We start from the raw sequence: 24,859 nt of genomic DNA, 5'->3' as shown, positions 1-24,859 counted from the left end.
TCGAGCGGTAGATTATATGCCGTTTCATTGCTTCGTCCTATGGGAATGGAACCATTTGTTCTGCGCGTGCTGGTAATATCTCTTGGAAGAAAGGCTCGGAGTACAGGTTCTTTAAGTTGATGTGTTGTGAGTTATTCATGTGCATAAAAAAGTCAGGTGATACAAACTTGCTGCAATACCCCAGGCCATCCTCTATCGGAATCGCCTTGAGGTATATGTAGCCGAGCGCGTTGTGTCTGGCAATGCTATTTAGAAGTGAGGTTAAAGAAAAAGGCCTCGTAGTAAAGTGTGATGGCGCTAGTTCTTGGGTTTGGACTGATATAATATCTTCATAAATTTCAAAGCGATTGCAATGGAGGAAATATCTTAAATATGAGTCATGGATGTTATCTATTTTTTGTCCTGTCGATTGGAAAAGATCAATGAATCGGTAAGTCTGCCATAGTTCCAATAGCGATTTTTCCATCGCGAGTTCCAAGGTGGGGGCGTAAGCCATTCCTGCGCAATAATGGACGTTGTGCTTTTGGCTCTGTTGTCCGTATACTGCCAAGATGCAAGTGCCTGGATATCCAGATTCGGATATGTCAATAAAGGATAATTGGCCACTCCTGGCTAGGGCTGTACGTAGCGTCTCAGCCCCGGTCCCTGCCAACGCAGCCCCTGTCGTCGGTGCGTCGATTACCTTGACGCAAATACCAGTTAACCAGAACTTTAGTAAGAACTGCCTTTCAAGGGATTCTTTTAATGAGCCTAGAATGGCATGTTCAGGGTGCCAACCAAAGGCACACCCACATGTGTCACGAAGAGGATAAATGACATTCTCTGTCTCGGTTCGCACGCTGCTTAAGGTGATGCACGCGGTGGGAATGTAACAGGAGGATAGATCTGATAGACGGAAAACTTGGCTCAAGTTGTATTGATGTGCACTCAGCGCTGATTGAGCGATATGCTGCTTTTTTGTTTGAGAAAATGCTTGGGTAAATTTTGATACTTCGGCTTCGCTCAACGAATAGCTCAAACCGCTTCTCAGGTCTGGTACTACGTCCACATAGAAATGCTGCCGCTCAAAAAATTCCCCTACAGCAGATCTGAGCGCGTGTGAGCCATTGCCTACACCCGAACCACCATTTTCCCAAGGATCGATGATCTCCACCGTAGATGGGAAAGTCAACAGATTAGCTGGCTGATATGTGAATCGCGCATCAATAAGCTGATTTTCTCTGCTGTAAATATTCATCCCTGCCTCCCTATATAGTGCACGCACATTGGAACAAAGAGTGCAGGATTAAGTTTGAGTGCCTTGCAAACCATCGTGTCGGTGTATGCCGACCAAGGACGACAACGTAAGTTCAGGGATTTGGCGCTAAGTTCTATTAGCATGTAAATTGATCCCACCTCCATGGTTGCCAGGCGGTAGCCGCGATATCGATACTTGAATAAAGCTTTTGGTAGATAGGCAGTATATATCAGCGCTAGGCTCGGATAACCAATGTCGCTACTCTCTGGCAGAATGGCCGTTCGGAGTTCGTCTACGTTCTCTGTGCCTAAAACGACTTCATATGTCTTTGATTTTGGCAAGAGGTGTAGGACTTTTTCTTTGCAGGGCCATGTTTTATCGTCTCGCGCAAGCGAGCAGATAAAAATTTCGACAGGGTATAATGCTCCACCGCTTGGGTAGCCCCGTTTGCTTTCATTGGCTTTTAGTCTCGTTAACGGCGTGACGAGTTTTTCAATGGTGCTGAAATCAATCTCGGTCTCATGAAATAGAGTTTCTGACTCATTTCTTATTAGCGCTGGGTCAATATCAGGGTGCGGGTTCATTTGAATTTCAATGCTGATGTCCGGGTAAAGCTTTAACTCATTTCCAGTTAAAGTTTCCAGTTGTTGTTCTGTGAGGAAATGGAGATTGGTTGATTGTTGGGTGGCTGGATGGATTGTATAGTTGCCTTTTGTATGAAAGGACAGCACGTCATCGTGAACAAAAGGGTCTAGAAAACGAAGGTAATAATCGTGAGGTATATGCTTCATTTTTTAGCACCCAGGCAGTCGCACAAATACCAATGCGTTGCTGAGGCTTGACTGATATGGCCATTGCTAAGGTTTATCGTTGTTGTTTGAAAAATATTATCTTGATATTTCTGGGAGGTCGTTGTCCCCGAAACGAGTCGGCTTACCCTTGCGATCGCTCCTAGTATTAATGATTCTTGGAGGAGGGTTGGTTTTGTGTTGGGTAAATTGATATTTTTGCCTTTGCAAAAATTAAGCAGCTTTGACCAGGTATTGACTGAAGGTGAGTGGGTTTCGTTGCTGATCAATTTATCGATGGTGCAGAAATGACATGGATTACCTATTTCCGGAATATATGGTTGGCTGATGTGAAAAAGGTCGGAGCTGCCATAACAAACACTTATTGCCGATTTTGGCCATTTTCTTGCGCTAGAGAAATAAAGGTTTTTTATCTCCGTATAGTTATACTTTGAACATAATATAATGATGTAGCGTTCTTCTTTGTGGGGCGTATAGAGATCCAGATCCTCTAGGCTGCAAGTGCTCAGGTGTTCGATTTCGCGCGATAGAATTTCTTCTAGGTTTGATGTTTTTTTCCAGTCGTGCGCGATCAATGTGCTCTTGAAGTAGTTGAGGTCTTTTGCTGTGTTGATATGTATGGCGGAGGTCAGGAAGTTATATGCATTTGTTGGTTCGAGATTGTTGTTTGCGAATAGTTCGTTAAGATCGCTTTTGGTAATGCACTCAACTGATTTTAGTTCTTTAAGCAGCTTCAGCATCGCTGGGGAGTCAATGCGTGCGATTCCTTTTTCCGAGACGATGGCGTTGGCATTCTCAAAATTTAGTAATTCGTAGTTGGATATGCTTAATTTCATGGCGAGTTCTCGGTCGGGCCTTTCGATGATTGATGTTATTCGAAAGGCCCGCGTTGTTATTGGTTGTTATTAGTGGTTGGCGGATTGTGTCGCTGAATTGCCCCCACAGCCCCCACTCCCTCCGCTGCCACCTTTACATCCACCACCACCGCCGCATCCGCCGCTTCCCCCGCAACCACCTGCGCTACCTGATCCTCCTACAGTCGGCGTATATGGTGTGTTGCCGAAGTCGTCTGTGAATAAAAATATTACTTCACCTAATTTCTCGGGTTTGTTGTTCGGCTTCATATTTAAATTCCTCTTTCCTTGAGTTTCCTTGAGTAAGTTTGCCGTGCAGCTTTGCCGGCGACTTAATTTTTAGCGAGGATTAGATAGGTTGGCAATCACGTTTTTTTTGAGGTGTAGGAAGCGTCTTTCACGCCCAAGAGAAAGTTCTGATGCGTTTTTTTCGCTAATAGGTGGCGTTAGTGGAGGAAGGAAGAAATGCGTAGGTGACGGGATAAAAAATCTTATGCAGGACAAATAATTACGCGGGTCATATACCTAGACGTAGATGACGATTAAATATTCTTCAGGTGGGAAGTTTCCTACTCTTGACACAGTCTATTTCTGCTTTTTATTTTCCGCTAGGCGACGAACGGTCATTTCGCTCTAGAGCAGAACGCTGACGCCCGTCACCTCTCGAACAACTACGATTGAATCAAACCCGCTCCGGCGGTGCCTCGCTCGGCGGGTCACCCAGCGGCGGTTGTGGGGCGAGCGGCGGGTCTTTCTCTGGAATAGGCTCGGGATCAGGACCGGGCGGGGGCAAGGTGGGGTCGTCGATATTCGGATCGGGTGTTTCGGCCGGGATGGGAATATTCATCGGGACGGGTCTCCGTAACGCACATGGCTTGAGTCGTGCTTATTATTGTTGACCACCCTGTAGCGGGTTTGATCCCGGATACATCGAGGGCAAATCCCGCTGAACTTTTAGCCGTCGTCCCGGTTCGGAGTTTAAGTGAGTTTTTTCAGGGACCCGTTGGGCCTTTACCGCCACAAGCGCGTCCATGGGGCGTAAAAGGAGCGATGCTCGATGACTGCTGAACACCCGTCTGACTTGGCCTACAACCCGCATTTGCCGTTGTCTCAAGCCTTGTTGTTACCGCGTATCGCGATTGAAAACACCATGCCGGTGATTGACGGCGGGCAATTTGCCGCCAAGGCCGTGGCCGGGCAGGACGTGACGGTGACCAGTAAAGTGTTCGCCGACGGTCACGACAAGCTGGCGGTGCGCATCCGCTGGCGTTCGCTGCAGGATGAGGTATGGAACAGCGAGGTCATGAGCGACCTGGGTAACAACGGTTGGCGCGGCCAGTTCAATGTGCCGGAGCAAGGTCGCTATGTCTTCTGCATCGAGGCCTGGATCGATCAGTTCGCCAGTTTCCGCTACGAACTGGAGAAAAAGTTCGGTGCCGGGGTGCCGATCAGCCTGGAGTTGCAGGAAGGACGCAACCAAGTGCAAATGGCCGTCGAGCGCAGCACAGGGGAACTGAGCGAGCAGTTGGCGGCCTTGCACCACGAGCTTTCCGGCCTGTTGCCGACGGAGCAGGTGGCGCTGTTCCTGGCACCGCGCAGTGCCGACCTGATGTCCCTGGCCGATCATCGACCTTACTTGAGCATCAGCCCCGAATACCCGTTGGATGTGGAGCGCAAACTGTCCGAGTTTGCCAGTTGGTATGAGCTGTTTCCCCGCTCGATCACCGACGATCCCCAGCGCCATGGCACGTTCAATGACGTGCATTCGCGCCTGGCGGTGATCCAGGACATGGGGTTCGACGTGCTGTACTTCCCACCGATCCACCCCATCGGTCGCAGTTTCCGCAAAGGCCCGAACAATTCCCTCACCGCCGGTCCCGACGACCCGGGCAGCCCCTATGCCATCGGCAGCGAGGAGGGCGGGCACGAGGCCATTCACCCGCAATTGGGCAGCCGCGAGGATTTCCGGCGCCTGGTGGAGGCGGCCGCGCAGCACGGCCTGGAGATTGCCCTCGACTTCGCGATCCAGTGTTCCCAGGACCACCCCTGGCTCAAGCAGCACCCGGGCTGGTTCAGCTGGCGGCCGGACGGCACGATCAAATACGCGGAAAACCCGCCGAAGAAATACCAGGACATCGTCAACGTCGATTTCTACGCGGCCGATGCGATTCCCAGCCTGTGGGTGGAACTGCGGGACATCGTGGTGGGCTGGGTCGAGGAAGGCGTGAAGATATTCCGCGTCGACAACCCTCACACCAAGCCACTGCCGTTCTGGCAATGGCTGATCGCCGATGTCCGGGCCCAATACCCCGAAGTGATGTTCCTGGCTGAAGCGTTCACCACCCCGGCCATGATGGCGCGACTGGGCAAGGTCGGTTATTCCCAGAGCTACACCTATTTCACCTGGCGCAACACCAAGGCCGAGCTGGCGACCTACTTCAGCGAGCTCAACGAATCGCCTTGGCGTGAATGCTACCGGCCGAATTTTTTCGTCAACACGCCAGACATCAACCCGGCCTTTCTCCATGAGTCGGGGCGCCCGGGCTTCTTGATCCGCGCAGCCCTGGCAACCATGGGCTCGGGTCTGTGGGGCATGTATTCGGGTTTTGAACTGTGCGAGTCGGCCCCGGTACCGGGCAAAGAGGAATACCTCGATTCGGAGAAATACGAGATTCGTCCTCGCGACTTCACCGCGCCGGGCAACATTATTGCCGAGATCGCCCAGCTCAACCGCATCCGCCGGCAGAACCCGGCGCTGCATACCCACTTGGGCCTGAAAATCTACAACGCGTGGAACGACAACATTCTCTATTTCGGCAAGCGCACCGCCGACGGCAGCAATTTCATCCTGGTGGCGGTGAGCCTTGATCCGCACAACCCGCAGGAAGCCAGTTTCGAATTGCCGCTGTGGGAGATGGGCCTGCCCGACGACGCCCAGACCCAGGGCGAGGACCTGATGAACGGACACCGCTGGACCTGGTACGGCAAGTACCAGTTCATGCGCATTGATCCGGCGTACCAGCCGTTCGGGATTTGGCGGATCAGCGTGGCGTAACGCGCACTCCCACAGGCGCTGCCTAGGAGCTGTGTAGGAGCTGTCGAGTGCAACGAGGCTGCGATCTTTCCCCAAACACTTGAATCCCAAGCGAAAGATCAAAAGATCGCAGGCTTCGCCAGCTCCTACAGGGGGTAAAGCCCTCCGCCACAAAAAGACCTCTCAAGCCTTGTATCCGCGGCTTTAATGACTTATCAGGAGTTGCAAATGGCGAAGAAACCCCGGTCTGCCACCTTCATCAAGGATCCGCTCTGGTACAAGGATGCGGTGATCTACCAGGTCCACGTTAAATCCTATTTCGACTCCAATAACGACGGGATCGGTGATTTCCCCGGCCTGATCGAGAAACTCGACTACATCGCCGACCTGGGCGTCAACACCATCTGGTTGCTGCCGTTCTATCCTTCCCCCCGGCGCGACGACGGTTATGACATCGCCGAATACCGTGGCGTCAGCCCCGACTACGGCACCATGGCCGATGCGCGGCGGTTCATTGCCGAAGCCCACAAGCGCAACCTGCGGGTGATCACCGAGCTGGTCATCAACCACACGTCGGACCAGCACCCCTGGTTCCAGCGCGCGCGCAAGGCCAAGCCAGGTTCGAAGGCGCGGGACTTCTATGTCTGGTCCGATGACGACCACAAGTACGACGGCACGCGGATCATCTTCCTCGACACCGAAAAGTCCAACTGGACCTGGGACCCGGTGGCGGGCCAGTACTTCTGGCACCGCTTCTACTCCCACCAGCCCGACCTCAACTTCGACAACCCGCAGGTCATCAAGGCCGTGTTGTCGGTGATGCGCTACTGGCTGGACATGGGCATCGACGGCCTGCGCCTGGACGCCATCCCGTACCTGATCGAGCGCGACGGCACCAACAACGAAAACCTGCCCGAGACCCATGACGTCCTGAAGCTGATCCGTGCCGAAATCGACGCCAACTATCCTGACCGCATGCTGCTGGCCGAAGCCAACCAGTGGCCGGAAGATACCCAGTTGTACTTCGGTGATGTCGATGCCCAAGGGATGAACGGTGACGAATGCCACATGGCGTTCCACTTCCCGCTGATGCCGCGCATGTACATGGCCTTGGCCCAGGAAGATCGTTTCCCGATCACCGACATCCTGCGCCAGACCCCGGAAATTCCCGCTAACTGCCAATGGGCGATTTTCCTGCGCAACCACGATGAACTGACCCTGGAGATGGTCACCGACAAGGAACGCGACTATCTGTGGAACTACTACGCGGCCGACCGTCGGGCGCGCATCAACTTGGGGATTCGCCGACGCCTGGCGCCGCTGGTGGAGCGCGACCGTCGTCGCGTGGAGTTGCTCAACAGCCTGCTGTTGTCGATGCCCGGCACACCGACGTTGTACTACGGTGATGAAATCGGCATGGGCGACAACATCTACCTGGGCGACCGCGATGGCGTGCGTACGCCGATGCAATGGTCCATCGACCGCAACGGCGGTTTCTCCCGCGCCGACCCGGCCAGCCTGGTACTGCCGCCGATCATGGACCCGCAATACGGTTACCAGTCGGTGAACGTCGAGACCCAGGCCGGCGATCCACACTCGCTGCTCAACTGGACCCGACGGATGCTGGCGGTGCGCAAGCAGTCCAAGGCCTTTGGTCGGGGCACGCTGAAAATGCTTTCGCCCAGCAACCGCCGGATCCTGGCCTACACCCGCGAATACACCGGCCCCGACGGCAAGCACGAAATCATCCTGTGCGTGGCCAACGTGTCCCGCAGCGCCCAGGCCGCCGAGTTGGACCTGTCGGTCTACGCCGGCATGGTTCCGGTGGAGATGCTCGGTGGCAACGCGTTCCCACCCATTGGCCAGTTGAACTTCCTGCTGACCCTGGCGCCGTACGGTTTCTATTGGTTCGTCCTGGCGGCGGAAAACCAGATGCCGAGCTGGCACGTGGAACCGGCCCAGAGCCTGCCGGACTTCACCACCCTGGTGCTGAAAAAACGCCTGGAAGAATTGCTCGAAGCGCCGTCGCGCACCACGCTGGAGCAAACCATCCTGCCGAACTGGTTGCAGAACCGGCGTTGGTTCGCCGGCAAGGACAGTGCGATCGAGAAGGTCGACATTGTCTATGGTGTGCGCTTCGGCGATCCGCAGCGCCCCGTGCTCCTCAGTGAAATCGATGTCACCAGTGGCGGCCAGACCCTGCGTTATCAGTTGCCGTTCGGCTTGCTCGCCGAAGACCAGGTCGGTGCGGCATTGCCGCAGCAACTGGCCTTGTCGCGGGTACGTCGGGGGCGTCAGGTGGGCTTGATCACCGATGCATTCAGCCTGGAAAGCTTCGTGCGCGCCGTGCTGCACAGCATGCAGACCGCCACGGTGCTGCCTCTTGCCGAAGGTGAGCTGCGCTTCGAACCGACCGAAGGCCTGGCTGCGTTGAACCTGGGCGACGAGCCGGAGGTACGCTACCTGTCCGCTGAACAGTCCAACAGTTCGGTGGTGGTGGGGGCAAGTCTGGTACTCAAGCTGATCCGCAAGGTGGCCTCGGGCGTGCACCCGGAACTGGAAATGAGCGCCTACCTGACCGCCGCGGGTTTCAGCAATATTTCACCGCTGCTGGGTTCGGTGGTTCGCCGCGATGCCGATGGCGAAGATGCGTTGCTGATGATCGCCCAGGGCTACCTGAGCAATCAGGGCGACGCCTGGGAATGGACCCAGAACAACCTCGAACGGGCCTTGCGCGATGAGTTGGCGGACGCCGTGTCCGAGCAGGAGCAGCATTACAACGCCTTGGGCGAACTGAAGGATTTCGCCGGCATGCTCGGCCAGCGCCTGGGGGAGATGCACCAGGTACTGGCCCAGGCCACCGACGATCCGGATTTCGCGCCGCAGCCCACCAACGCCAAGGACGCCCAGGCCATCGGCAAGGACGTGGCCGGCCAGGTGGAAAACGCCTTGCGTCTGCTCAAGCAGAGCCAGGGCCAATTGAACCCCGCGGACCAGGCCATGGTCGCACGCTTGTTGGAGCACAAGAAAACCGTCCTGGCCCATGTCCAGGCGTTGGCCGGCAAGGCCGTCGGTGGCTTGCGTATCCGCGTCCATGGCGACCTGCATCTGGGCCAAGTGTTGGTGATCAAGGGCGACGCCTACCTGATCGATTTCGAAGGTGAGCCGGCGCGGCCATTGCATGAACGACGGGGCAAGCACAGCCCGTACAAGGACGTCAGCGGCGTGTTGCGTTCCTTCGATTATGCGGCGGCCATGGCGATCCACTTGAATACCGTCGACAGCACGGCCGATGCCGATGCGGCGCGGCAACGGGTCGCCGAGCGTTATTTGAAAGAGGCCCGCCAGGCATTTGTCGAGGCATATCGGCTGGCGGCAGCTAGTCTTGCCCATGAGTGGAAGGATGCTGAAGGCGAAGACGCCGCGCTGGCGTTGTTCGGCCTGGAGAAGGCGGCCTATGAAGTGGCCTATGAAGCCGAGAATCGCCCCGCCTGGCTGCCCGTGCCGTTGCACGGTCTGGTCGGGTTGTTGAGTGGGCTACAACCCTTTTCCGACTTAGCCGGACCGATTTAGTGGAGAGAATCATGAGTGTCTCGAATAAAGAACCCCAGGGTCAGGCCAAGGAGTCCTTGCTGCCGGCCCCCCATGACATCGATGCGCTGGTGCGCGCCGAACATCACGATCCGTTTTCCATCCTGGGCCCCCATGACGACGGCGCCGGCGGCCAGTTCATTCGCGCCTACCTGCCTGGGGCGTTGAGTGTGCATGTGCTGGCCCGGGAGGGCGGCGAAGAATTGGGGGAACTGCAACCCACCGAAACCCCGGGATTGTTCGTCGGCCATTTCGATCGCGCCCAAGCGTACTTGCTGCGCACCCGTTGGGCCGGCGGCGAGCAGGTTGCCGAAGACCCGTACAGCTTCGGCCCACTGCTGGGGGAGATGGACCTCTACCTGTTCGCCGAGGGCAATCACCGCGACCTCAGTGCCTGCCTGGGTGCGCAACTGAAGACAGTTGATGGCGTCGACGGTGTTCGCTTCGCGGTCTGGGCGCCGAATGCACGACGGGTATCTGTGGTGGGGGACTTCAACGTCTGGGACGGGCGCCGGCATCCGATGCGCATTCGTTATCCATCCGGCGTGTGGGAGTTGTTCATCCCGCGGCTGGGGGCGGGGGAGGCCTACAAATATGAAATCCTCGGCGCCCACGGCATCCTGCCCCTCAAGGCCGACCCGGTGGCGCTGGCCACGCAAATGCCGCCTGACACGGCGTCGAAAGTCGCCTCGCCCTTGAAAATCGAGTGGCAGGACGACGAGTGGATGCAGAGTCGTCGCGAACGCCAGCTACCGGGCGCGCCATTGTCGATCTATGAGTTGCATGCCGGCTCCTGGCAGTGCGAAATCGACGAAGCGGGCGAGGTGGCCCGGCAATACAACTGGCACGAAATGGCCGAGCGGCTGATTCCGTATGTCAGGGATTTGGGCTTCACTCACATCGAGCTGATGCCGATCATGGAACACCCGTTCGGCGGCTCCTGGGGCTATCAGCCGCTGTCGCAATTCGCGCCAACGGCACGCTTCGGATCGCCCGACGATTTCGCCGCGTTCGTCAACGCCTGCCACCAGGCCAATATCGGCGTCATCCTCGACTGGGTGCCGGCGCATTTCCCCACCGACACCCACGGCCTGGCCCAGTTCGATGGCACCGCGCTGTACGAATACGGCAACCCGCTGGAGGGTTTCCATCAGGATTGGGACACGCTGATCTACAACCTCGGCCGCACCGAAGTGCACGGCTTCATGCTGGCTTCGGCGTTGCACTGGCTCAAGCATTTCCACGTCGATGGCCTGCGGGTGGATGCCGTGGCCTCGATGTTGTACCGCGACTATTCGCGCAAGGCCGGCGAGTGGGTGCCCAACCGTCACGGCGGTCGGGAAAACCTCGAAGCCATCGATTTCCTACGGCACCTCAACGATGTGGTGGCACTGGAAACCCCCGGTGCGCTGGTTATCGCCGAAGAGTCCACCGCGTGGCCGGGGGTCAGCCAGAGTACCCAGCAGGGCGGCCTGGGTTTTGCCTACAAGTGGAACATGGGCTGGATGCACGATTCGCTGCACTACATCCAGCAAGACCCGGTGTACCGCGCCCATCACCATAACGAACTGAGCTTCGGCCTGGTGTATGCCTGGTCCGAGCGCTTCGTGCTGCCGATTTCCCACGACGAAGTGGTTCATGGCAAACGCTCGCTGATCGACAAGATGCCCGGTGACCGCTGGCAGAAATTCGCCAACCTGAGGGCCTACCTCAGCTTCATGTGGGGCCATCCCGGCAAGAAGCTGTTGTTCATGGGGTGTGAGTTCGGCCAGTGGCGCGAGTGGAACCACGACCAGCAGTTGGATTGGTACCTGCTGCAATACCCTGAGCACCGGGGCGTGCAGAAGCTGGTGAGCGATTTGAACCGGCTGTACCGCGAAGAGCCGGCGCTGCACGACCAGGATGACGCGCCGCAGGGCTTCCAGTGGCTGATTGGCGACGATGCGCTCAACAGCGTCTACGCCTGGTTGCGCTGGAGCAAGGAGGGTAAGCCGGTGCTGGTGGTCGCCAACTTCACCCCGGTGCCGCGCGAGGCCTACCGGGTCGGCGTGCCGTTTGCCGGACGTTGGGTGGAATTGCTCAACAGCGACGCCGACACCTACGCCGGTTCCAACTACGGCAACGGCGGCGGCGCCTTCACCGAAGCAGTGCCCAGCCATGGCCAGGCCCTGTCGCTGGAACTGAACCTGCCGCCGTTGGCGGTGTTGATCATGCGGCCGGAGGGGTAGGGTTTACATAGAGGACAACAGTGGCGGTCATCGAATCAAAGATCACCACAGTTCCAATGTGGGAGCGGGCTTGTTCGCGAAGAGGGCCTGACAGTCAGCATCGATGTTGACCGTCAGACCGCTTTCGCGAGCAAGCCCGCTCCCACATGGATGTGCTCACCTGAAGGAATTTTGTGATTCCTTCAGCGAACCAGGCACGGCTGCTTGTTGTTGAACGTCCAGCCCGGAATCAGGAACTGCATCGCTACCGCATCGTTCCGCGCCCCCAGGCCCATGCCTTTGTACAACTCATGGGCCTTGGCCAGTTGGTCGGTGTCCAGCTCGATCCCCAACCCCGGTTTTTTCGGCACCTGTACGCAACCGCCCTGAATCTGCAAGGGCGTCTTGGTCAGTCGCTGGCCGTCCTGCCAGATCCAGTGGGTGTCGATGGCGGTGATGTCGCCGGGTGCCGCGGCGGCCACGTGGGTGAACATCGCCAGGGAAATGTCGAAGTGGTTGTTGGAGTGCGAGCCCCAGGTCAGGCCCCACTCATTGCACATCTGTGCCACCCGCACGGAACCCTGCATGGTCCAGAAGTGCGGGTCGGCCAGGGGAATGTCCACGGACTGCAAGGTGATGGCGTGCCCCATCTCGCGCCAGTCGGTGGCGATCATGTTGGTCGCAGTCTTGAGGCCCGTGGCGCGGCGGAACTCGGCCATGACCTCGCGCCCCGAATAGCCGTTCTCGGCACCGCAAGGGTCTTCGGCATAGGCCAGCACTTTGTGTTGGTCGCGGCACAAACGGATCGCTTCCTTGAGTGACCAGGCGCCGTTCGGGTCCAGGGTGATGCGGGCCTGGGGAAAACGTTCGGCCAATGCCGTGACCGCTTCGATTTCTGCGTCGCCTTGGAGCACGCCGCCCTTGAGCTTGAAGTCCTGGAAGCCATAGCGGGCCTGGGCCGCTTCGGCCAGGCGGACCACGGCGTCGGCGTCCAGGGCCTTTTCGTGGCGCACGCGGAACCAGTCGTTGTCGGCGTCCGGTTCGCTGCGATAGGCCAGGTCGGTCTGCTGGCGATCACCGACGTAAAACAGGTAGCCGAGCATCTTCACTTCGTCGCGCTGCTGGCCTTCGCCGAGCAGGGCGGCGACCGGTACGTCCAGGTGTTGGCCGAGTAGATCCAGCAACGCTGCTTCCAGGCCAGTGACCGCGTGGATGGTGATGCGCAGGTCGAAGGTCTGCAGGCCACGACCGCCGGCATCGCGGTCGGCGAAGGCGTGGCGCACCGTGTTGAGGATCTTCTGGTACGTGCCGATGGGGCTGCCGACCACCAGCGAGCGAGCGTCTTCGAGCGTCTGGCGAATGCGCTCGCCGCCGGGCACTTCGCCCACGCCGGTGTGGCCGGCGTTGTCCTTGAGAATGACGATGTTGCGGGTGAAGAACGGGCCATGGGCGCCGCTGAGGTTCAGCAGCATGCCGTCATGGCCGGCCACGGGCACGACCTGCATGCTGGTGATGATCGGGGCTTTGCTGGTTTCTGGAATGCTCATCTGTACTTATCCTTGGACAATCGCATGATCAGACGTGGCTGGCGGCCGGATCGACCGGTGTTGTTGTCACGGCTTTGGGCTTGGGCGTGTTGCGTGCGGCAAACACGATGATCGCGGCAATGATCGAGGTGGCCGCCAAGCCGTAGAGGCCACCCTGGATCGAACCGGTGTGCTCTTCCAGCAAGCCGAAGGTGGTCGGGGCGACGAACCCGCCGAGGTTGCCCACCGAGTTGATCAGGGCAATCACCCCGGCGGCGATCCGGGCGTCCAGATAAGCCTGGGGAATCGGCCAGAACAACGACGACGCCGATTTGAAACCCAGGGCCGCGAAGCAGATGGCGACGAAGGCGAAAATCGGTCCGCCGGTGGTGGACATGAACATCCCCGCCGCGGCGATCAACAGGGCGGTGGCGACCCAGGCCTGCTGGAATTTCCACTTGGCCGACAGCGAGGCGAAGGCGTACATGCCGACGATCGACAGCAACCACGGGATCGAATTGAACAGCCCGACCTGAATGTCGCTCAGTTCGCCCATTTTCTTGATGATGCTCGGCAGCCAGAACGTGGCGGCATAGATCGTCAATTGAATGAAGAAGTAGATCAGGCAAAACAGGATGATCTGGCGGTCCTTGAGCAGCTGGCCGATGGACAGCTTGATCGGCGAGGCGGCTTCCCGTGCCCGCTGTTCATCGTCGATGGTCTTGACCAGCGCATCCTGTTCTTCACGGCTCAGCCATTTGGCGTCATGGGGCTTGGAGTCCAGCCAGAACCAGACGAAGACACACAGGCAGACGGAAAACATCCCTTCGATGAAATACATCCACTGCCAACCGTGCATGCCCAGGCCGTTGATTTGCAGTAGCAGCCCCGACAGCGGGCCGGAGATCAGCGACGCAATGGCCGAACCGCTGAGGAAGATGGCGATGGCTTTGCCACGCTCGACGCCGGGCAGCCAGCGGGTGAAATAGTAGATCACCCCAGGGAAGAACCCGGCTTCGGCCACGCCCAGTAAAAAGCGCAGGATGTAGAAGTGGGTTTCGTTCTGGATGAAGGCCATGGCCGCCGCCACCAGGCCCCAGGTGAGCATGATGCGGGTCAGCCAGATGCGGGCGCCGATTCGTTGCAGCAAGATGTTGGACGGTACTTCGAACAGCGCGTAGCCGATGAAGAACAGGCCGGCACCAAAGCCATAGGCCGCAGCACCGATACCCAGGTCGTGCTCCATGTGGGCACGCACGAAGCCGATGTTCACGCGGTCGATGTAGTTGACGATAAACATGATGACGAACAGCGGCAGGATGTGGCGCTTGACCTTGGCGATAGCCGACAGCAGCACCGGATCCGCGCCGGCATTCGCCTTGAGGCTGGATGTGTTCACTGGTTTTTCTCCCACTCGTTATTTTTATGCGGGGCATCGTGCATGTGCCGATGTTGATAGACATCATACAACCTGATTTTTTTGGATGACAAGCAGTTTTTCAGCATCGTTGGATTAGGCGAATGGCGTTTTTATGCCGTATTTGTTGGGGTTATCCGGCTATTATGATTTTATCAAGCGTCTGTCCGGCTTGCGCGAAGCCGTTTTTTGAAAGAGTTATTTTTTCTGATATGGGCTGATCTTGAGTGTTGTCATACAAGTTGATGACTTGACGATGAGATTTCCGGCGCCCGCCGGTGATACGATCAGTCAGCCTGTTTTCAAGGAACCCCGGCGATGCCGCAAGACACCGACGCGCCCCTGCGCAAGCGTACCCACAACCTGGCCCATGACCTGGTGACGAAGCTGAGCCAGAGCATCTTGCTGGGGCAGTTGAAACCGGGTGAGAAGCTGCCATCGGAAGGTGCCATCGTGCAGGCCCATGGTGTCAGCCGGACGGTGGTGCGCGAGGCGATTTCCAAGTTGCAGGCTTCGGGGCTGGTAGAGACCCGCCACGGCATCGGCACCTTCGTGCTGGCGCAAACCGGCGAGCCAGGGTTGCGCTTGAATGTCGACACTGCCGCGGGAGTGCGGGCGATCCTGGAGCTGCGCCTGGGCCTGGAGACCCAGGCCGTCGCCTTGGCGGCCCAGCGCCGCAGCGAACACCAGTTGCAGCAGATGCGCCAGGCGCTGGATGACTATCAGCGGTTGTCCAACAACAACGACAGCTGTGTCGAAGCCGACCGACGTTTCCATCTGCTCATCGCCGAAGCCACGGACAACGCCTGTTTTGTCGAAATCATGCAGCACCTAGGCAGTGCGATGATTCCCAGGACCCGCGTGAACGTGGCCGAGCGCGGCCAGGCCGATCTAAGCAAGCTGGCGCAGTTGGCCAACCTTGAGCACGAGGCGATCTTCAACGCGATCAAGCGCCAGGACCCGGACGCCGCCCGCGCCGCCATGTGGTTGCACCTGACCAACAGCCGTGATCGGTTTGGCGCGGGATCCTGACGGTTCATCGTTGCCTGACTCACCGCCATCGCGAGCAAGCTCGCTCCCACAGTGGAGAGCACCTCGAAAAACTGTGGGAGCGAGCTTGCTCGCGATGGCGGCGGCACACCCAACATTTCCATGACTGACCCACCGCTTCCCGCAAGAAGGCGTGGGTATTTCCATGGCTCAGCCCGCTTTGGCCGGGCCGGTGGGGGCGTTTCCGGCCATGGGGGCGGGGGCGCTTTTCATCAGGGCATCCAACGCCTGCCGGTAGTTTTTACCCGCCAGGCTCATGCTGTTGTTATGCGTCGCCCCGGGCACCAGCAGCAGGCGCTTGGGTTCCCGGGCGGCATTGAACAGTTGCTCACTGAAGCGTGGCGGCACGTAGCGGTCGGCGGCGCCATGGACAATCAACAGCGGCATGTTGATCTCGCCGATCTTGTCGATGGAGTCGAACTTCTGCGACAGCAGCCAGCGCACCGGCAGGGATGTATTCGCCATCGAGGTGGCGACATCGCCCAGGGAGGTGAACGTGGATTCGATCACCAGGCCCCGGACCTGGGCTTTGCCATCTTTCGCCGCCTGCTGACCGAGCTGCGCAGCGAGATCCACCGCGACGGCGCCGCCCAGGGAATGACCATAGATCAATCGCAGGCTCGGGTCCGGTTGCAGCGCTTCGAGACGCTCCCAGGCGATGCGCGCGTCTTCATAGACACTCGCTTCCGATGGCAGATCTCCCTGGCTTTTGCCAAAGCCCCGGTAATCGATGGCCAGCACCGAATAGCCCAGCCCTCGCAGTTGCTGGATACGAAACAACTGGCCGGTCAAATTCCAGCGCACACCGTGCAAATACAGGATGGCCGGCGCGTTCTTGCGTTCGGCCGGCCACCACCAGCCGTGGATATTTTCCCCGGCCTTGAAGCTTTTTGGCTTGAGGTCGAACTCCTGCACGCCGCTGGGCAGCCCACTGAACCAGCTCGCCGTCCCCGGTTCGATGCGAAAGACCAGTTCACGTTCCTTATGCTGCAACACAGCACAGCCCACCGGCAGGCCGACCACCAATGCGATCATGCACAGCCAGGCCAACCAGCGGCGTTTCAGGCCAGAAAATAAGAGTGAAGACATCGACGCCATTCGCTACTGAAACCAAAGATGCCTTGTAGCAGATTCTCCGAAAACGGCGCAGGTATTTGTGACTGTCATTCGTCTGAAGCGCGCTTGTCAGCGCTGGAAAATTCCCCACGATCAAGCCTCCATGACAGGGGGGATTACGCCTTCTCAAGCTCAACCAGTTCAACCGTCCGCTCAGTCTTGCCATACCCCACCTTCGGCACCCCCGCCAGGCGCCGATGCAGCACCTGGGTCAACGAGCAGCCAGGAGCCAGGTAGGTGTCGCCGAAATCCCCATCCAGTTGCACTGGATGAACAATCACTTCCAGCAAACCATGGTCCGGTGCTGCGGCGTGCTGCAAGTCGGTTGGCGTGCAGACATAGTCGGCCGTGGCGCCGCATAAACGACGCAGGCGGCGGTTGAGTAAGGTCTTGAAGATGCGCTTGGGTATATTCAGGTTGGCTCCCAGGTTGCGCGCCAGGCGAATGGACACATCTTGCCGCGCGGCGAAGCGCGCTACCAATGCTCCGATGGGCCAGATGTTATGTACGTGCTGATGGGAGTCGAGGTGGCTTGGGCGCACTCCGTGGTCCAGGCAACGTTGCCATTGCGCCTGCAGTTCGTCCTGTATTGCGGCGAGGTCCTTCGAGCCCAGATGCAGGCAATGGCGTGACAGGCTGAAGCTGAACTGGCCGTCCGCATCGCAAAACGCCGGGCGCGACTTTATGGCCTGGCTCAGCGGCTGCCCATGGCTGAGATTGAAATGCAGCCCGATGCGTCCTTTGAGCCGGGGCAGTCGGGCCAGTACACACGCCTGTTCGAAGCCCGGCGTATTGGCCATGATGGTGGCGGAACTGATCAGCCCTGCTTCGAAGGCTCGAACGATTGTCGCGTTTTCGCTGAAGCACAGCCCGAAGTCGTCAGCGTTGATGATCACTTGGCGGGGCATGTGAGATCTCCTGTTCCTTGGGGATAGAGGGTGAATCTGTCGCCGTGGTTTTTTGGGGCGGGTGTTTGCGAAGCCAGGGTTTAAGGCTTTTCCAGAGTCGCAAGGCGAGCCCGAGGAGCAGGCCATCGGGTTGCCAGGAATAAAAACTCCAACGCCAATGTTCCAGTTGTCCGGTCATGCGTTCGTGCAATTGATGGCTGGAATTGTCGAGACTGACCCGTGACGCATCGATCCATCGCCAGTTTTCGTCCAGCCCCCAGCGAATCCACTCTTCGAGTAATACCCGGCCGCTGCCCAGGTCGGCGTGCTGCGGCAGGAATGCGAGGTTGTAGTCATACAATCGGCCTTGGTCCAGCAGGCCGAGGCGATAGCTGATGCATTCACCGTTCAGCTCCAGCATCACAACCCGTACCAGGCCTTGGGCGGCGAGGGCGGTGAAGGCATGGTTCATCCATTGCCGGCGCCTGGGGTCGGCGAAGATGCCGACACCTTCCTCGCCTTTCCAACTGGCGGCCTCGACGTCGGCCAGGGCTCGCAACAGCTGCCCCATGCTGATGGCGTCCGGTGTCACACGGCGGATTTCGGCACCGCAAGCGGCGATCCGCTTGCGCGCCCGGCGCAACTTGTAGCGTGGATCGCCAGAGATTTCCTGATGGTCGCTTTCGCTGATCAGGTGCACCGGAACCCGGCAACTGAGCCGCCGCTCCCCGGTGGAACTCAGTGCCATCCAGGCGCTCAGGACGCTTTGCTCGCCGACCGGCTCCACCACTTCATTGAGTTGCAACATCGCGTGGGGCATCTGCTGACGGATCTGCATCAGCGCCTGGCCCATGCCTTCGGCATCCAGGCGCACCAGCAGGGCGATGCGGTCAGCCAAGGGGTAACCCAAGTGATGCACCACCCGGAACCGCAGTCCGCCGATACGCTCACGTCCCGAAACCAGGGGCAGGCATAGCAACAGATTCTGGTCCTGCCAGCCCAGTAACACATGCAATTGCTGATCAGGCAACAGGGCAAATTCCGCCGCTTGCAGCCAGGCCAGGGTGTTGAACGGTGTTGCGTCGGCCACCTGGGTTCGCAGCTGTTCATAAGCTGATACAGGAAAGTCCTCCGCGCCCAGGGAGCGACACCATTGGAACCGGATGGTCATGGACGTCAGGCCGCCGCAGTGGATGGAACCGGCTTGGCCGGTTTACGAAAAGAGTCCAGGACCGAGCCGGTGTAGAACGTGTCACGGAAGAACCGCCAGCGGCCGAACAAGCAATGCATGTGGGTGATCTGGCCGCGCTCCTGATAGTCCATGCGCAGGTGCAACTTGACGGCTGGAATGTTGCTCAGCTCGAAGACGTCGACCACTTTGTTGCAACCCTGCTCGGCCATGGCTTTCCACAGATCCAGCTGCATATCCACCGATAGCTGGGTCCCCCAGTAAGCGCGGTACAGCTCACCGCCGAACTCGAAGAACTCACCCGGTTTGACCGGGAACCAGCAGCGAAAGAAATGGCGGTCGAAATAGTCCCGTGTACTGCCCCAGATGAAAGCGACGGTGTCGCCCTTGTCGTCCAGGTACATGAGCCCGGTGTGGCCTTCGGCAGCCAGTTCGCGCATGGTCTCGACGCGGTCGCCAAAGTACGTGGCGAAGGCATCGGCATTGCTGGTGGTGATGCGTTCCCGGCGCAACGGCGTATAGGGCCTGAGGTTATTGGGCGGTATCGGGCTGACCAGATCGCGCTCCATCCACACCAGTTGTTCGTGGAAGTACACGTAGTGTCTGCACAGCTGATTTAGAACAGTGCGCAGCCCTTTTTTCCGAATGCGATCACGCAATTTTTGCAGAACGTTCATGGTGCCTCCTGGCGAGGGGCGGTTTGGGGAAAGACCCCATCGCGAGCTTGCTCGCGATGGGGGGTTAGAGCGCCATGGACATCAGGCCGGCGCAGTCGATGCAAGCGGCGGGGCCGGTTTACGAAAGGCGTCCAGTGCCGAGCCGCGGTAGAACGTGTCGCGGAAAAACCGCCAGCGACCGAACAGGCGATACACGTGGGTGATCTTGCCGCGCTCCTGGAAGCCCATGCGCAGGTGCATCTTGATCGCCGGGGTGTTTTGCAAATCGCAGACATCGACCATTGTGTCGCAGCCGCTGTCCACCATGATTTTCCACATTTCCAACTGCATGTCCGCCGACATACTGGAACCCCAGTAGGCGCGGATCATCTCGCCACCGAACTGAAAGTACTCACCCGGCTTGATCGGGAAGTTGCAGCGATAGAAATGCCGGTCGAAATAGTCTCGTGTGCTGGCCCAGGCGAAACCCACGGTGTCGCCCTGCGCATCCAGGTACATCAAACCTGTGTAGCCTTCGGCTGCCAGCTCGCGCATGGTTTCGACGCGGTCGCCGAAGTGCCGGGCAAAAGCATCGGCATTGCTGACCGTGATGAACTCCAGGCGCATCGGTGGGTAGGGCTTGAGGTTATGCGGGGGGAGTGGGGTTCGCACATCGTGCTCCAGCCACACCAGTCGGGTGTGGAAAAACACGTAGCGCCTGAACAGCTGTATGAGAACGGCGCGCAGGCCTTTTTTCTGAATGCCATCACGTAATGCTTGCAGAACGCTCATGGTGCCTCCTGACGGGTGGCGGGTTGGGGGAAAGAGGGGGCGGTCCAGCTAAGGGCAAACACGGTTTCTCCTGGCAGGAGAAAACCGATCTGCCCGGCCTCGCAGTTGAACGGGGCGCTGCGGCTTTGATTGTCAGGGCCGAAATACATCAGCTCTGCTTGCGCCTGGGGGCAGGACGCGCCGTCCAGGCTGACCTGTTGCGGGCGCGTGCTTTTGTTCACGCCCAGCAAGCTGCGTCTCGTGTCGGTGGCCATGGCCAGCACGTCGACTTCGAAGGCGTCGTTATCCAGGCGTAGCACCTGGTCGAGCCAATGCTGTTGGATGAACTGCTGGGCCAGACCCACCGGCTTGAGTTCGAAGCGCTGGCTGTCCAGCACCCGCACCATGCCTTTGGGGTACTCAGGTTCGTCGGCGAGCATGAACCAGTTGAGCATGTCCAACCAGCCGTCGGCCGAGGCATTGATGACCACGGACGTCCACCACAGGGCGGCGTAGTGGGTTTCCTGGTCGTAAGGGCTCAGGCTCGAGCCGCTGGACATGTTGGTCTGGTCCAGCAGCAAGGCCTTGTTCGGCCGGCCCTTACTGTCCAGGCCCACCAGGCCGGCTGCACGGCGCACGCTGTTGCGATAGACCCGGGTCGCCAACAGATCGCGGATCATCCATTCATGCCAGGCCAGGGCGTCGATCTGGTCGCCGTAGTTGGCCAGCAAGCGCCGCGCCCAATCGATCCCGCGCCGCTCAGCGGCGTTTTCCGCCAAAGGACCATTGGTGAACCGGGAGCTGGCCGGTATGGCAATGCGCACCCCGGCACGGGCATTGGCGGGGATGGCGCGAACCTGATTGGCCATGCTCTCGAACACCTGCTGGTAGCTGGCGAAATCCGGGTAGTTGAGGTTCGGCTCATCGGCGAAACTGAGGTAGTGGATGCCTTTGCCGCCCAAGGCGCGGGTCGCCATGAGCCAGGCTTGCAAACCGTTGTTGCTGACGCGGTCGGCCCGCAGGTCGGCCTTGCGCGCGCTACCGGCCAGCAGGGTGATGTCCCGGGTGATGCCGAAGCGGTCCTGGTACAGGCGCCGAAACTGATTTTCATGGTCCGGTCTGTCTGCGGTGATGTCGACCAGGCTGTAGTAGCTGGCGGCCTGGGGCTTGATGGCTTCGATCACCGGGTAGGCCGATGGCGGAGGCATGACGTAGGGCAGGTAGACCCCCAGTTTCGGGGTTGTTCCCAGGACATCGCCATAGAGTTTCAGGTGCGCCTGCCCCGGGTCCTGGCGCAGCGGTTGCAGATGCTCTGGGTTTTGGGCGAACAGGTTCGCCGTGCCATCCAGCCAGAATGCTGCCTTGCCGTTGCCCTGCAATTGCAGGCGCCAGGTTTGCTCGACATTGGCGACGGGCAATGCCACTTGATCGAACTGCCCATAGGCCGGATACGGCTTGAGGTTCAACTGCACCTGTTTGCCATCGGCGACGCGCCGGGCTCGCAGGCTGCGCACGCCGCCGTGGAACTTGCCCGCCAGCACGGCCTGTTCGCCGGGGGCGACCTTGAAATACAACTCATCGCCGTCGTGGGTTTCGGCATTGAAATGCACCTTGGCCGGGGCGAACAGTGCCCGGGTATGGGCGTCGTGTTCGACGGTGTAGCGGCGGAAACTGTAGCCGGGAATTTCCAGGCGATAGCTGGCGGCCCCCGGCAGCAAAGGCCACTGCTGCTCGCCACGTTCCTGGGCGGCCTTGATCAGGCGTTCACCCACCAGGCGCCCTTGGCCGTTGAGCAGGTACAGGTGTTCTGTGTTGGCGTCGGCCTGCCAGGCGGGTACCCAGCGCACGGTCACTTGATCCGGGCGGTCGGTCTGCAGGTACAGGCTGCCGTCGCGGATGCCGGTCCATTGCATGGCCGCGCCATGGGCCAACAAGGCCAGGCCCCAGAGGCACAGGCCCGCGCTCACTTGCCACCCATGCCGCACGGTCCCCATCGCGAGCAAGCTCGCTCCCACAGTTGATTTGTGGTGGTCGCGGATAGTGTGTTCGGCACCAGCCTTTTGTGGGAGCGGGCTTGCTCGCGAAGAGGGCGGCACGTCCACCATTGATGCAAGCTGACCCACCGCTTTCACAAGAACAACCCCGCACCCTGTGGGAGCGAGCTTGCTCGCGATGGCGGCTTGGCGGGCAACCCTGCTCATGCCGATTTTCCCAGCAGCATCTGGCGCATCGGCAGCAAATCGCTGGGCAGGATGATCAGTGTCTGCCACAGCGCCACGCCGCTGAGGCGGCAGTACATCGCCAGCAGCGCCAGGGTTACGCCCAGGTAGGCGATTGAGGACGCGGCGGCAGCGCCGACGATGCCGTAGAGGGGAATCAGGATCAGGTTCAGCGCCAGGTTCAACAGCGCGCCCACGCCCATCAGCAGCGACACGGTGCCGGGTCGGTCCTTGCCCAGCAGATCCAGGCGCAGGATGCTCGCATAGCACAGTCCGAACAGTCCCGGCAGCAACGCCAGCAAGGCCGGATAGGCCGGTTGATAGGCGATACCGAACAAGGTGACGATCAGCCACTCGCCGATCAGCGCCATGGTCAGGCAGGCGCCAAGCATCACCGTCGCGGTCAGGCGCAAGGCCAGCGGGGTCAGGCGCTGCATGTCGCTGTCCTGTTGCAGCAGGCGTTTCATCAGTGGTGTGGTGACGGCTTCCGGCACGATCAGCAGCAGCTCGGCGGCGGCGCTGGCCATGGCGTAGTGACCCAGGGCCGTGCTGCCCAGCAGGGCACCGATGAACAGGAAGTCCGAGCGCAGCAGCACTTGCTGGAACAGCAGGTCCGGATGGCTGCGGGCGCCGTAGCGCAACAGTTCGTTCTGACGGCTGCGATCCCAGCGCAGGGTGACCACATGATCGCGGCGCAACCACACCCAACCGGCCAGCACCACCAAGCTCAGGCCCGCCAGCCAACTGATCAGCGCCGCTTCCAGCGCCGTGTCTTTCCACATCCAGAAAAGCGCGATAAACAACAGCAGGGGCGCCAGGGATTCCAGCAGGCGCAAGGCATTGAAGGCGCCCACGCCACCGGAAGCGTTGTGCAACGTCAGCAGGCCACTCTTGAGCACGGTCAGCGGCACGGCCAGCAACAGCAGCCAGGCGAGCAATCCCAGTTGCGTGGTGATGTCCAGTTCACCGCCGAACTCGCGCACCAGCGCCACCACCAGCAAGGTCAGCAGCCCGGCCAGCAGGCAACCGAATACCAGCACCTGGCTGAGTAACAAACCCATTGAACGCTGCTGCGCCGCCTGATAACCCACGGCGGAATTCAGGCCGCCGCTGGTGGCGGCGCTGATCAGGTCCGGCAGGGTGCTGAGCAAGGCAAACAGCCCCCGTTCGCTGGGGCCGAGAATCCGCGCCAGCAGCACATTGCGCAGCAGGCGCAGGCCGATCATCGCCAGGCGCGTGCCCAGGCTCAGAGCCAGGTGCTTGAGGTAATGAGCACGGCTCATGGACGTGTCCCTCGGCGAATTCGCCAGGCCAGTAATTCGGGATGATGGGCATTGCGCTGGCTGACGCCGAAGCGCGGCAGGTTCAAGGGGTCGCCGTCGTTGCGATACAGCCCCGCCTCGGTGCCCAGGGCGAAGATAAAACCGTGGGCTGCCACCTGTTGGCGCACGCGGGCATCGTGATCGCCGTTGGGGTAGCAATACACCGGCAAGGGCTGGGCGCAGCCGTTTTCCAGGGCCGTCCAACTGCGCGTCAGTTCTTCGTGCAGGCGCTGGTCGTCCAGCCCGGTCAGAATCGCGTGGCTGGCACCATGGGGGCCGAAGCGGATCAGGCCGGAATCCTCGAGCATGCGCACCTGGGACCAGTCCAGGGCCTGGGGCTGGGAACCCTGCGGGCAGGCGTCGGTGAGTTCGCTCAAGGTACGTGGATCGAGGCTCTTGAGGCTTTGCAGGTAATGCAGCAACGCCAGGCTGCGACGCTCGTCGTCGATGTCATCGAGCAGCACCGGCAACGGACGGCCGGCGTGCTGCAAGTGCTCGATCAACGAATGCCGGGCCACCTGGCCATGGCTGCCCCACAGGGTCTCGCCAATGCTTTCCCACCAGAAGTGCTGGCGGCTGCCGATGAAATCGGTGGACAGGAAAATGCTCGCCGGTACCTGGTATTGGCGCAGCAGCGGAAAGGCATTCATGGCGTTATCGCGCCAGCCATCGTCGAAGGTCAGGGCCACCCGCGGGCGATTCGGGACGCTTTCGGGGTCAGCCAGCAACAAGCTCATCAGCGGTACACACTCGAAATGCCGCAGCAGCCAGATCAGCAAATGTTCAAACGCGTCGGGCCCCACGCACAGCTCGTTGCGGTGGGGCAATTCGGCGGCGCGGTCGTTGTTCAGTACACGATGCAACATCAGGATCACGCCGGCGCCACGCAGGGGGTGGCGACCCAGGGACGTGTTCAGGTACAGCCAGCCGCCGGTGCGCTTGAAGACTTGTTTGATCGACATCGGCTCTTCTCC

Annotated in this window: 18 protein-coding genes; 4 read left to right on the top strand and 14 right to left on the bottom strand. The window is 59.5% G+C overall.

From position 1 onward, the window contains the following. Nucleotides 1-37: 37 nt before the first annotated feature. The 4 genes from BM317_RS00190 to BM317_RS30655 all read right to left on the bottom strand — a co-directional run bounded on the left by BM317_RS00190 (nt 38) and on the right by BM317_RS30655 (nt 3,747). Nucleotides 38-1,237, bottom strand: coding sequence for a YcaO-like family protein (locus BM317_RS00190; RefSeq protein ID WP_092472640.1), 1,200 nt, complete (start codon nt 1,235-1,237; stop codon nt 38-40). Beyond that, on the bottom strand, nt 1,234-2,028 hold the full coding sequence (locus tag BM317_RS00185; RefSeq protein WP_092175530.1) for a SagB/ThcOx family dehydrogenase: 795 nt from the start codon (nt 2,026-2,028) through the stop codon (nt 1,234-1,236). The genes BM317_RS00190 and BM317_RS00185 overlap by 4 nt, the downstream gene beginning before the upstream one ends. Then, nucleotides 2,025-2,882, bottom strand: coding sequence for an McbB family protein (locus BM317_RS00180; RefSeq protein WP_092472638.1), 858 nt, complete (start codon nt 2,880-2,882; stop codon nt 2,025-2,027). The genes BM317_RS00185 and BM317_RS00180 overlap by 4 nt, the downstream gene beginning before the upstream one ends. A gap of 700 nt (nt 2,883-3,582) precedes the next feature. Next, nucleotides 3,583-3,747: a hypothetical protein gene (locus BM317_RS30655; RefSeq protein WP_170842385.1), complete on the bottom strand. Its 165-nt coding sequence runs from the start codon at nt 3,745-3,747 to the stop codon at nt 3,583-3,585. Nucleotides 3,748-3,957: 210 nt separating this feature from the next. Between BM317_RS30655 and BM317_RS00170 the strand changes: the two genes are divergently transcribed. From BM317_RS00170 to glgB, 3 genes are all read left to right on the top strand, one after another. Further along, on the top strand, nt 3,958-5,955 hold the full coding sequence (locus BM317_RS00170) for an alpha-1,4-glucan--maltose-1-phosphate maltosyltransferase (protein WP_092175542.1): 1,998 nt from the start codon (nt 3,958-3,960) through the stop codon (nt 5,953-5,955). 207 nt (nt 5,956-6,162) lie between these two features. Then, nucleotides 6,163-9,507, top strand: coding sequence for a maltose alpha-D-glucosyltransferase (treS, locus tag BM317_RS00165; RefSeq protein ID WP_092472636.1), 3,345 nt, complete (start codon nt 6,163-6,165; stop codon nt 9,505-9,507). An 11-nt stretch (nt 9,508-9,518) separates the two neighbouring features. Then, the gene (gene glgB, locus BM317_RS00160; protein ID WP_092175550.1) at nt 9,519-11,753 is read left to right on the top strand and encodes a 1,4-alpha-glucan branching protein GlgB; all 2,235 of its coding nucleotides are present in this window, start codon (nt 9,519-9,521) and stop codon (nt 11,751-11,753) included. Nucleotides 11,754-11,935: 182 nt separating this feature from the next. On the opposite strand, the gene gudD is transcribed toward glgB, so the two are convergent. After that, on the bottom strand, nt 11,936-13,279 hold the full coding sequence (gudD, locus tag BM317_RS00155) for a glucarate dehydratase (protein WP_092175555.1): 1,344 nt from the start codon (nt 13,277-13,279) through the stop codon (nt 11,936-11,938). 28 nt (nt 13,280-13,307) lie between these two features. Next, entirely contained in the window at nt 13,308-14,657 is a 1,350-nt protein-coding gene (locus BM317_RS00150) for an MFS transporter (RefSeq protein ID WP_092175558.1), read from the bottom strand. A gap of 336 nt (nt 14,658-14,993) precedes the next feature. Here BM317_RS00150 and BM317_RS00145 point away from each other — a divergent pair, with 336 nt between their 5' ends. Continuing rightward, entirely contained in the window at nt 14,994-15,707 is a 714-nt protein-coding gene (locus tag BM317_RS00145; protein ID WP_060738233.1) for a FadR/GntR family transcriptional regulator, read from the top strand. A gap of 168 nt (nt 15,708-15,875) precedes the next feature. On the opposite strand, the gene BM317_RS00140 is transcribed toward BM317_RS00145, so the two are convergent. The 8 genes from BM317_RS00140 to BM317_RS00105 form a co-directional block, all read right to left on the bottom strand. After that, a complete protein-coding gene (locus BM317_RS00140) occupies nt 15,876-16,814 on the bottom strand; it encodes an alpha/beta hydrolase (RefSeq protein ID WP_256574005.1) in 939 nt (312 codons plus the stop codon). 143 nt (nt 16,815-16,957) lie between these two features. After that, complete coding sequence (locus BM317_RS00135) at nt 16,958-17,749, bottom strand: carbohydrate deacetylase (protein ID WP_092175570.1); 792 nt, start codon at nt 17,747-17,749, stop codon at nt 16,958-16,960. Further along, nucleotides 17,721-18,899, bottom strand: a complete 1,179-nt coding sequence (locus tag BM317_RS00130) for a GNAT family N-acetyltransferase (RefSeq protein WP_092472634.1) — start codon at nt 18,897-18,899, stop codon at nt 17,721-17,723. The genes BM317_RS00135 and BM317_RS00130 overlap by 29 nt, the downstream gene beginning before the upstream one ends. A gap of 5 nt (nt 18,900-18,904) precedes the next feature. Beyond that, nucleotides 18,905-19,594 carry an N-acetyltransferase gene (locus tag BM317_RS00125; protein WP_092472632.1) on the bottom strand — a complete coding sequence of 230 codons (690 nt, stop codon included), beginning with the start codon at nt 19,592-19,594 and terminating at the stop codon, nt 18,905-18,907. 81 nt (nt 19,595-19,675) lie between these two features. Beyond that, nucleotides 19,676-20,365: a GNAT family N-acetyltransferase gene (locus tag BM317_RS00120; protein ID WP_092175584.1), complete on the bottom strand. Its 690-nt coding sequence runs from the start codon at nt 20,363-20,365 to the stop codon at nt 19,676-19,678. After that, a complete protein-coding gene (locus BM317_RS00115) occupies nt 20,362-22,338 on the bottom strand; it encodes a hypothetical protein (RefSeq protein WP_092472630.1) in 1,977 nt (658 codons plus the stop codon). Before BM317_RS00115 ends, BM317_RS00120 begins: the two co-directional genes overlap by 4 nt. 203 nt (nt 22,339-22,541) lie before the next feature. After that, entirely contained in the window at nt 22,542-23,846 is a 1,305-nt protein-coding gene (locus tag BM317_RS00110; RefSeq protein WP_092472628.1) for a lipopolysaccharide biosynthesis protein, read from the bottom strand. Beyond that, nucleotides 23,843-24,847, bottom strand: a complete 1,005-nt coding sequence (locus BM317_RS00105; protein WP_092472626.1) for a polysaccharide deacetylase family protein — start codon at nt 24,845-24,847, stop codon at nt 23,843-23,845. The genes BM317_RS00110 and BM317_RS00105 overlap by 4 nt, the downstream gene beginning before the upstream one ends. Between the last annotated feature and the right edge of the window lie 12 nt (nt 24,848-24,859).

Origin of the sequence: Pseudomonas sp. NFACC24-1 (genome assembly GCF_900115235.1) — a bacterium.
Taxonomy (GTDB): Bacteria; Pseudomonadota; Gammaproteobacteria; order Pseudomonadales; family Pseudomonadaceae; genus Aquipseudomonas; species Aquipseudomonas fluorescens_AA.
This window is presented reverse-complemented; position numbering and strand designations above follow the sequence as displayed.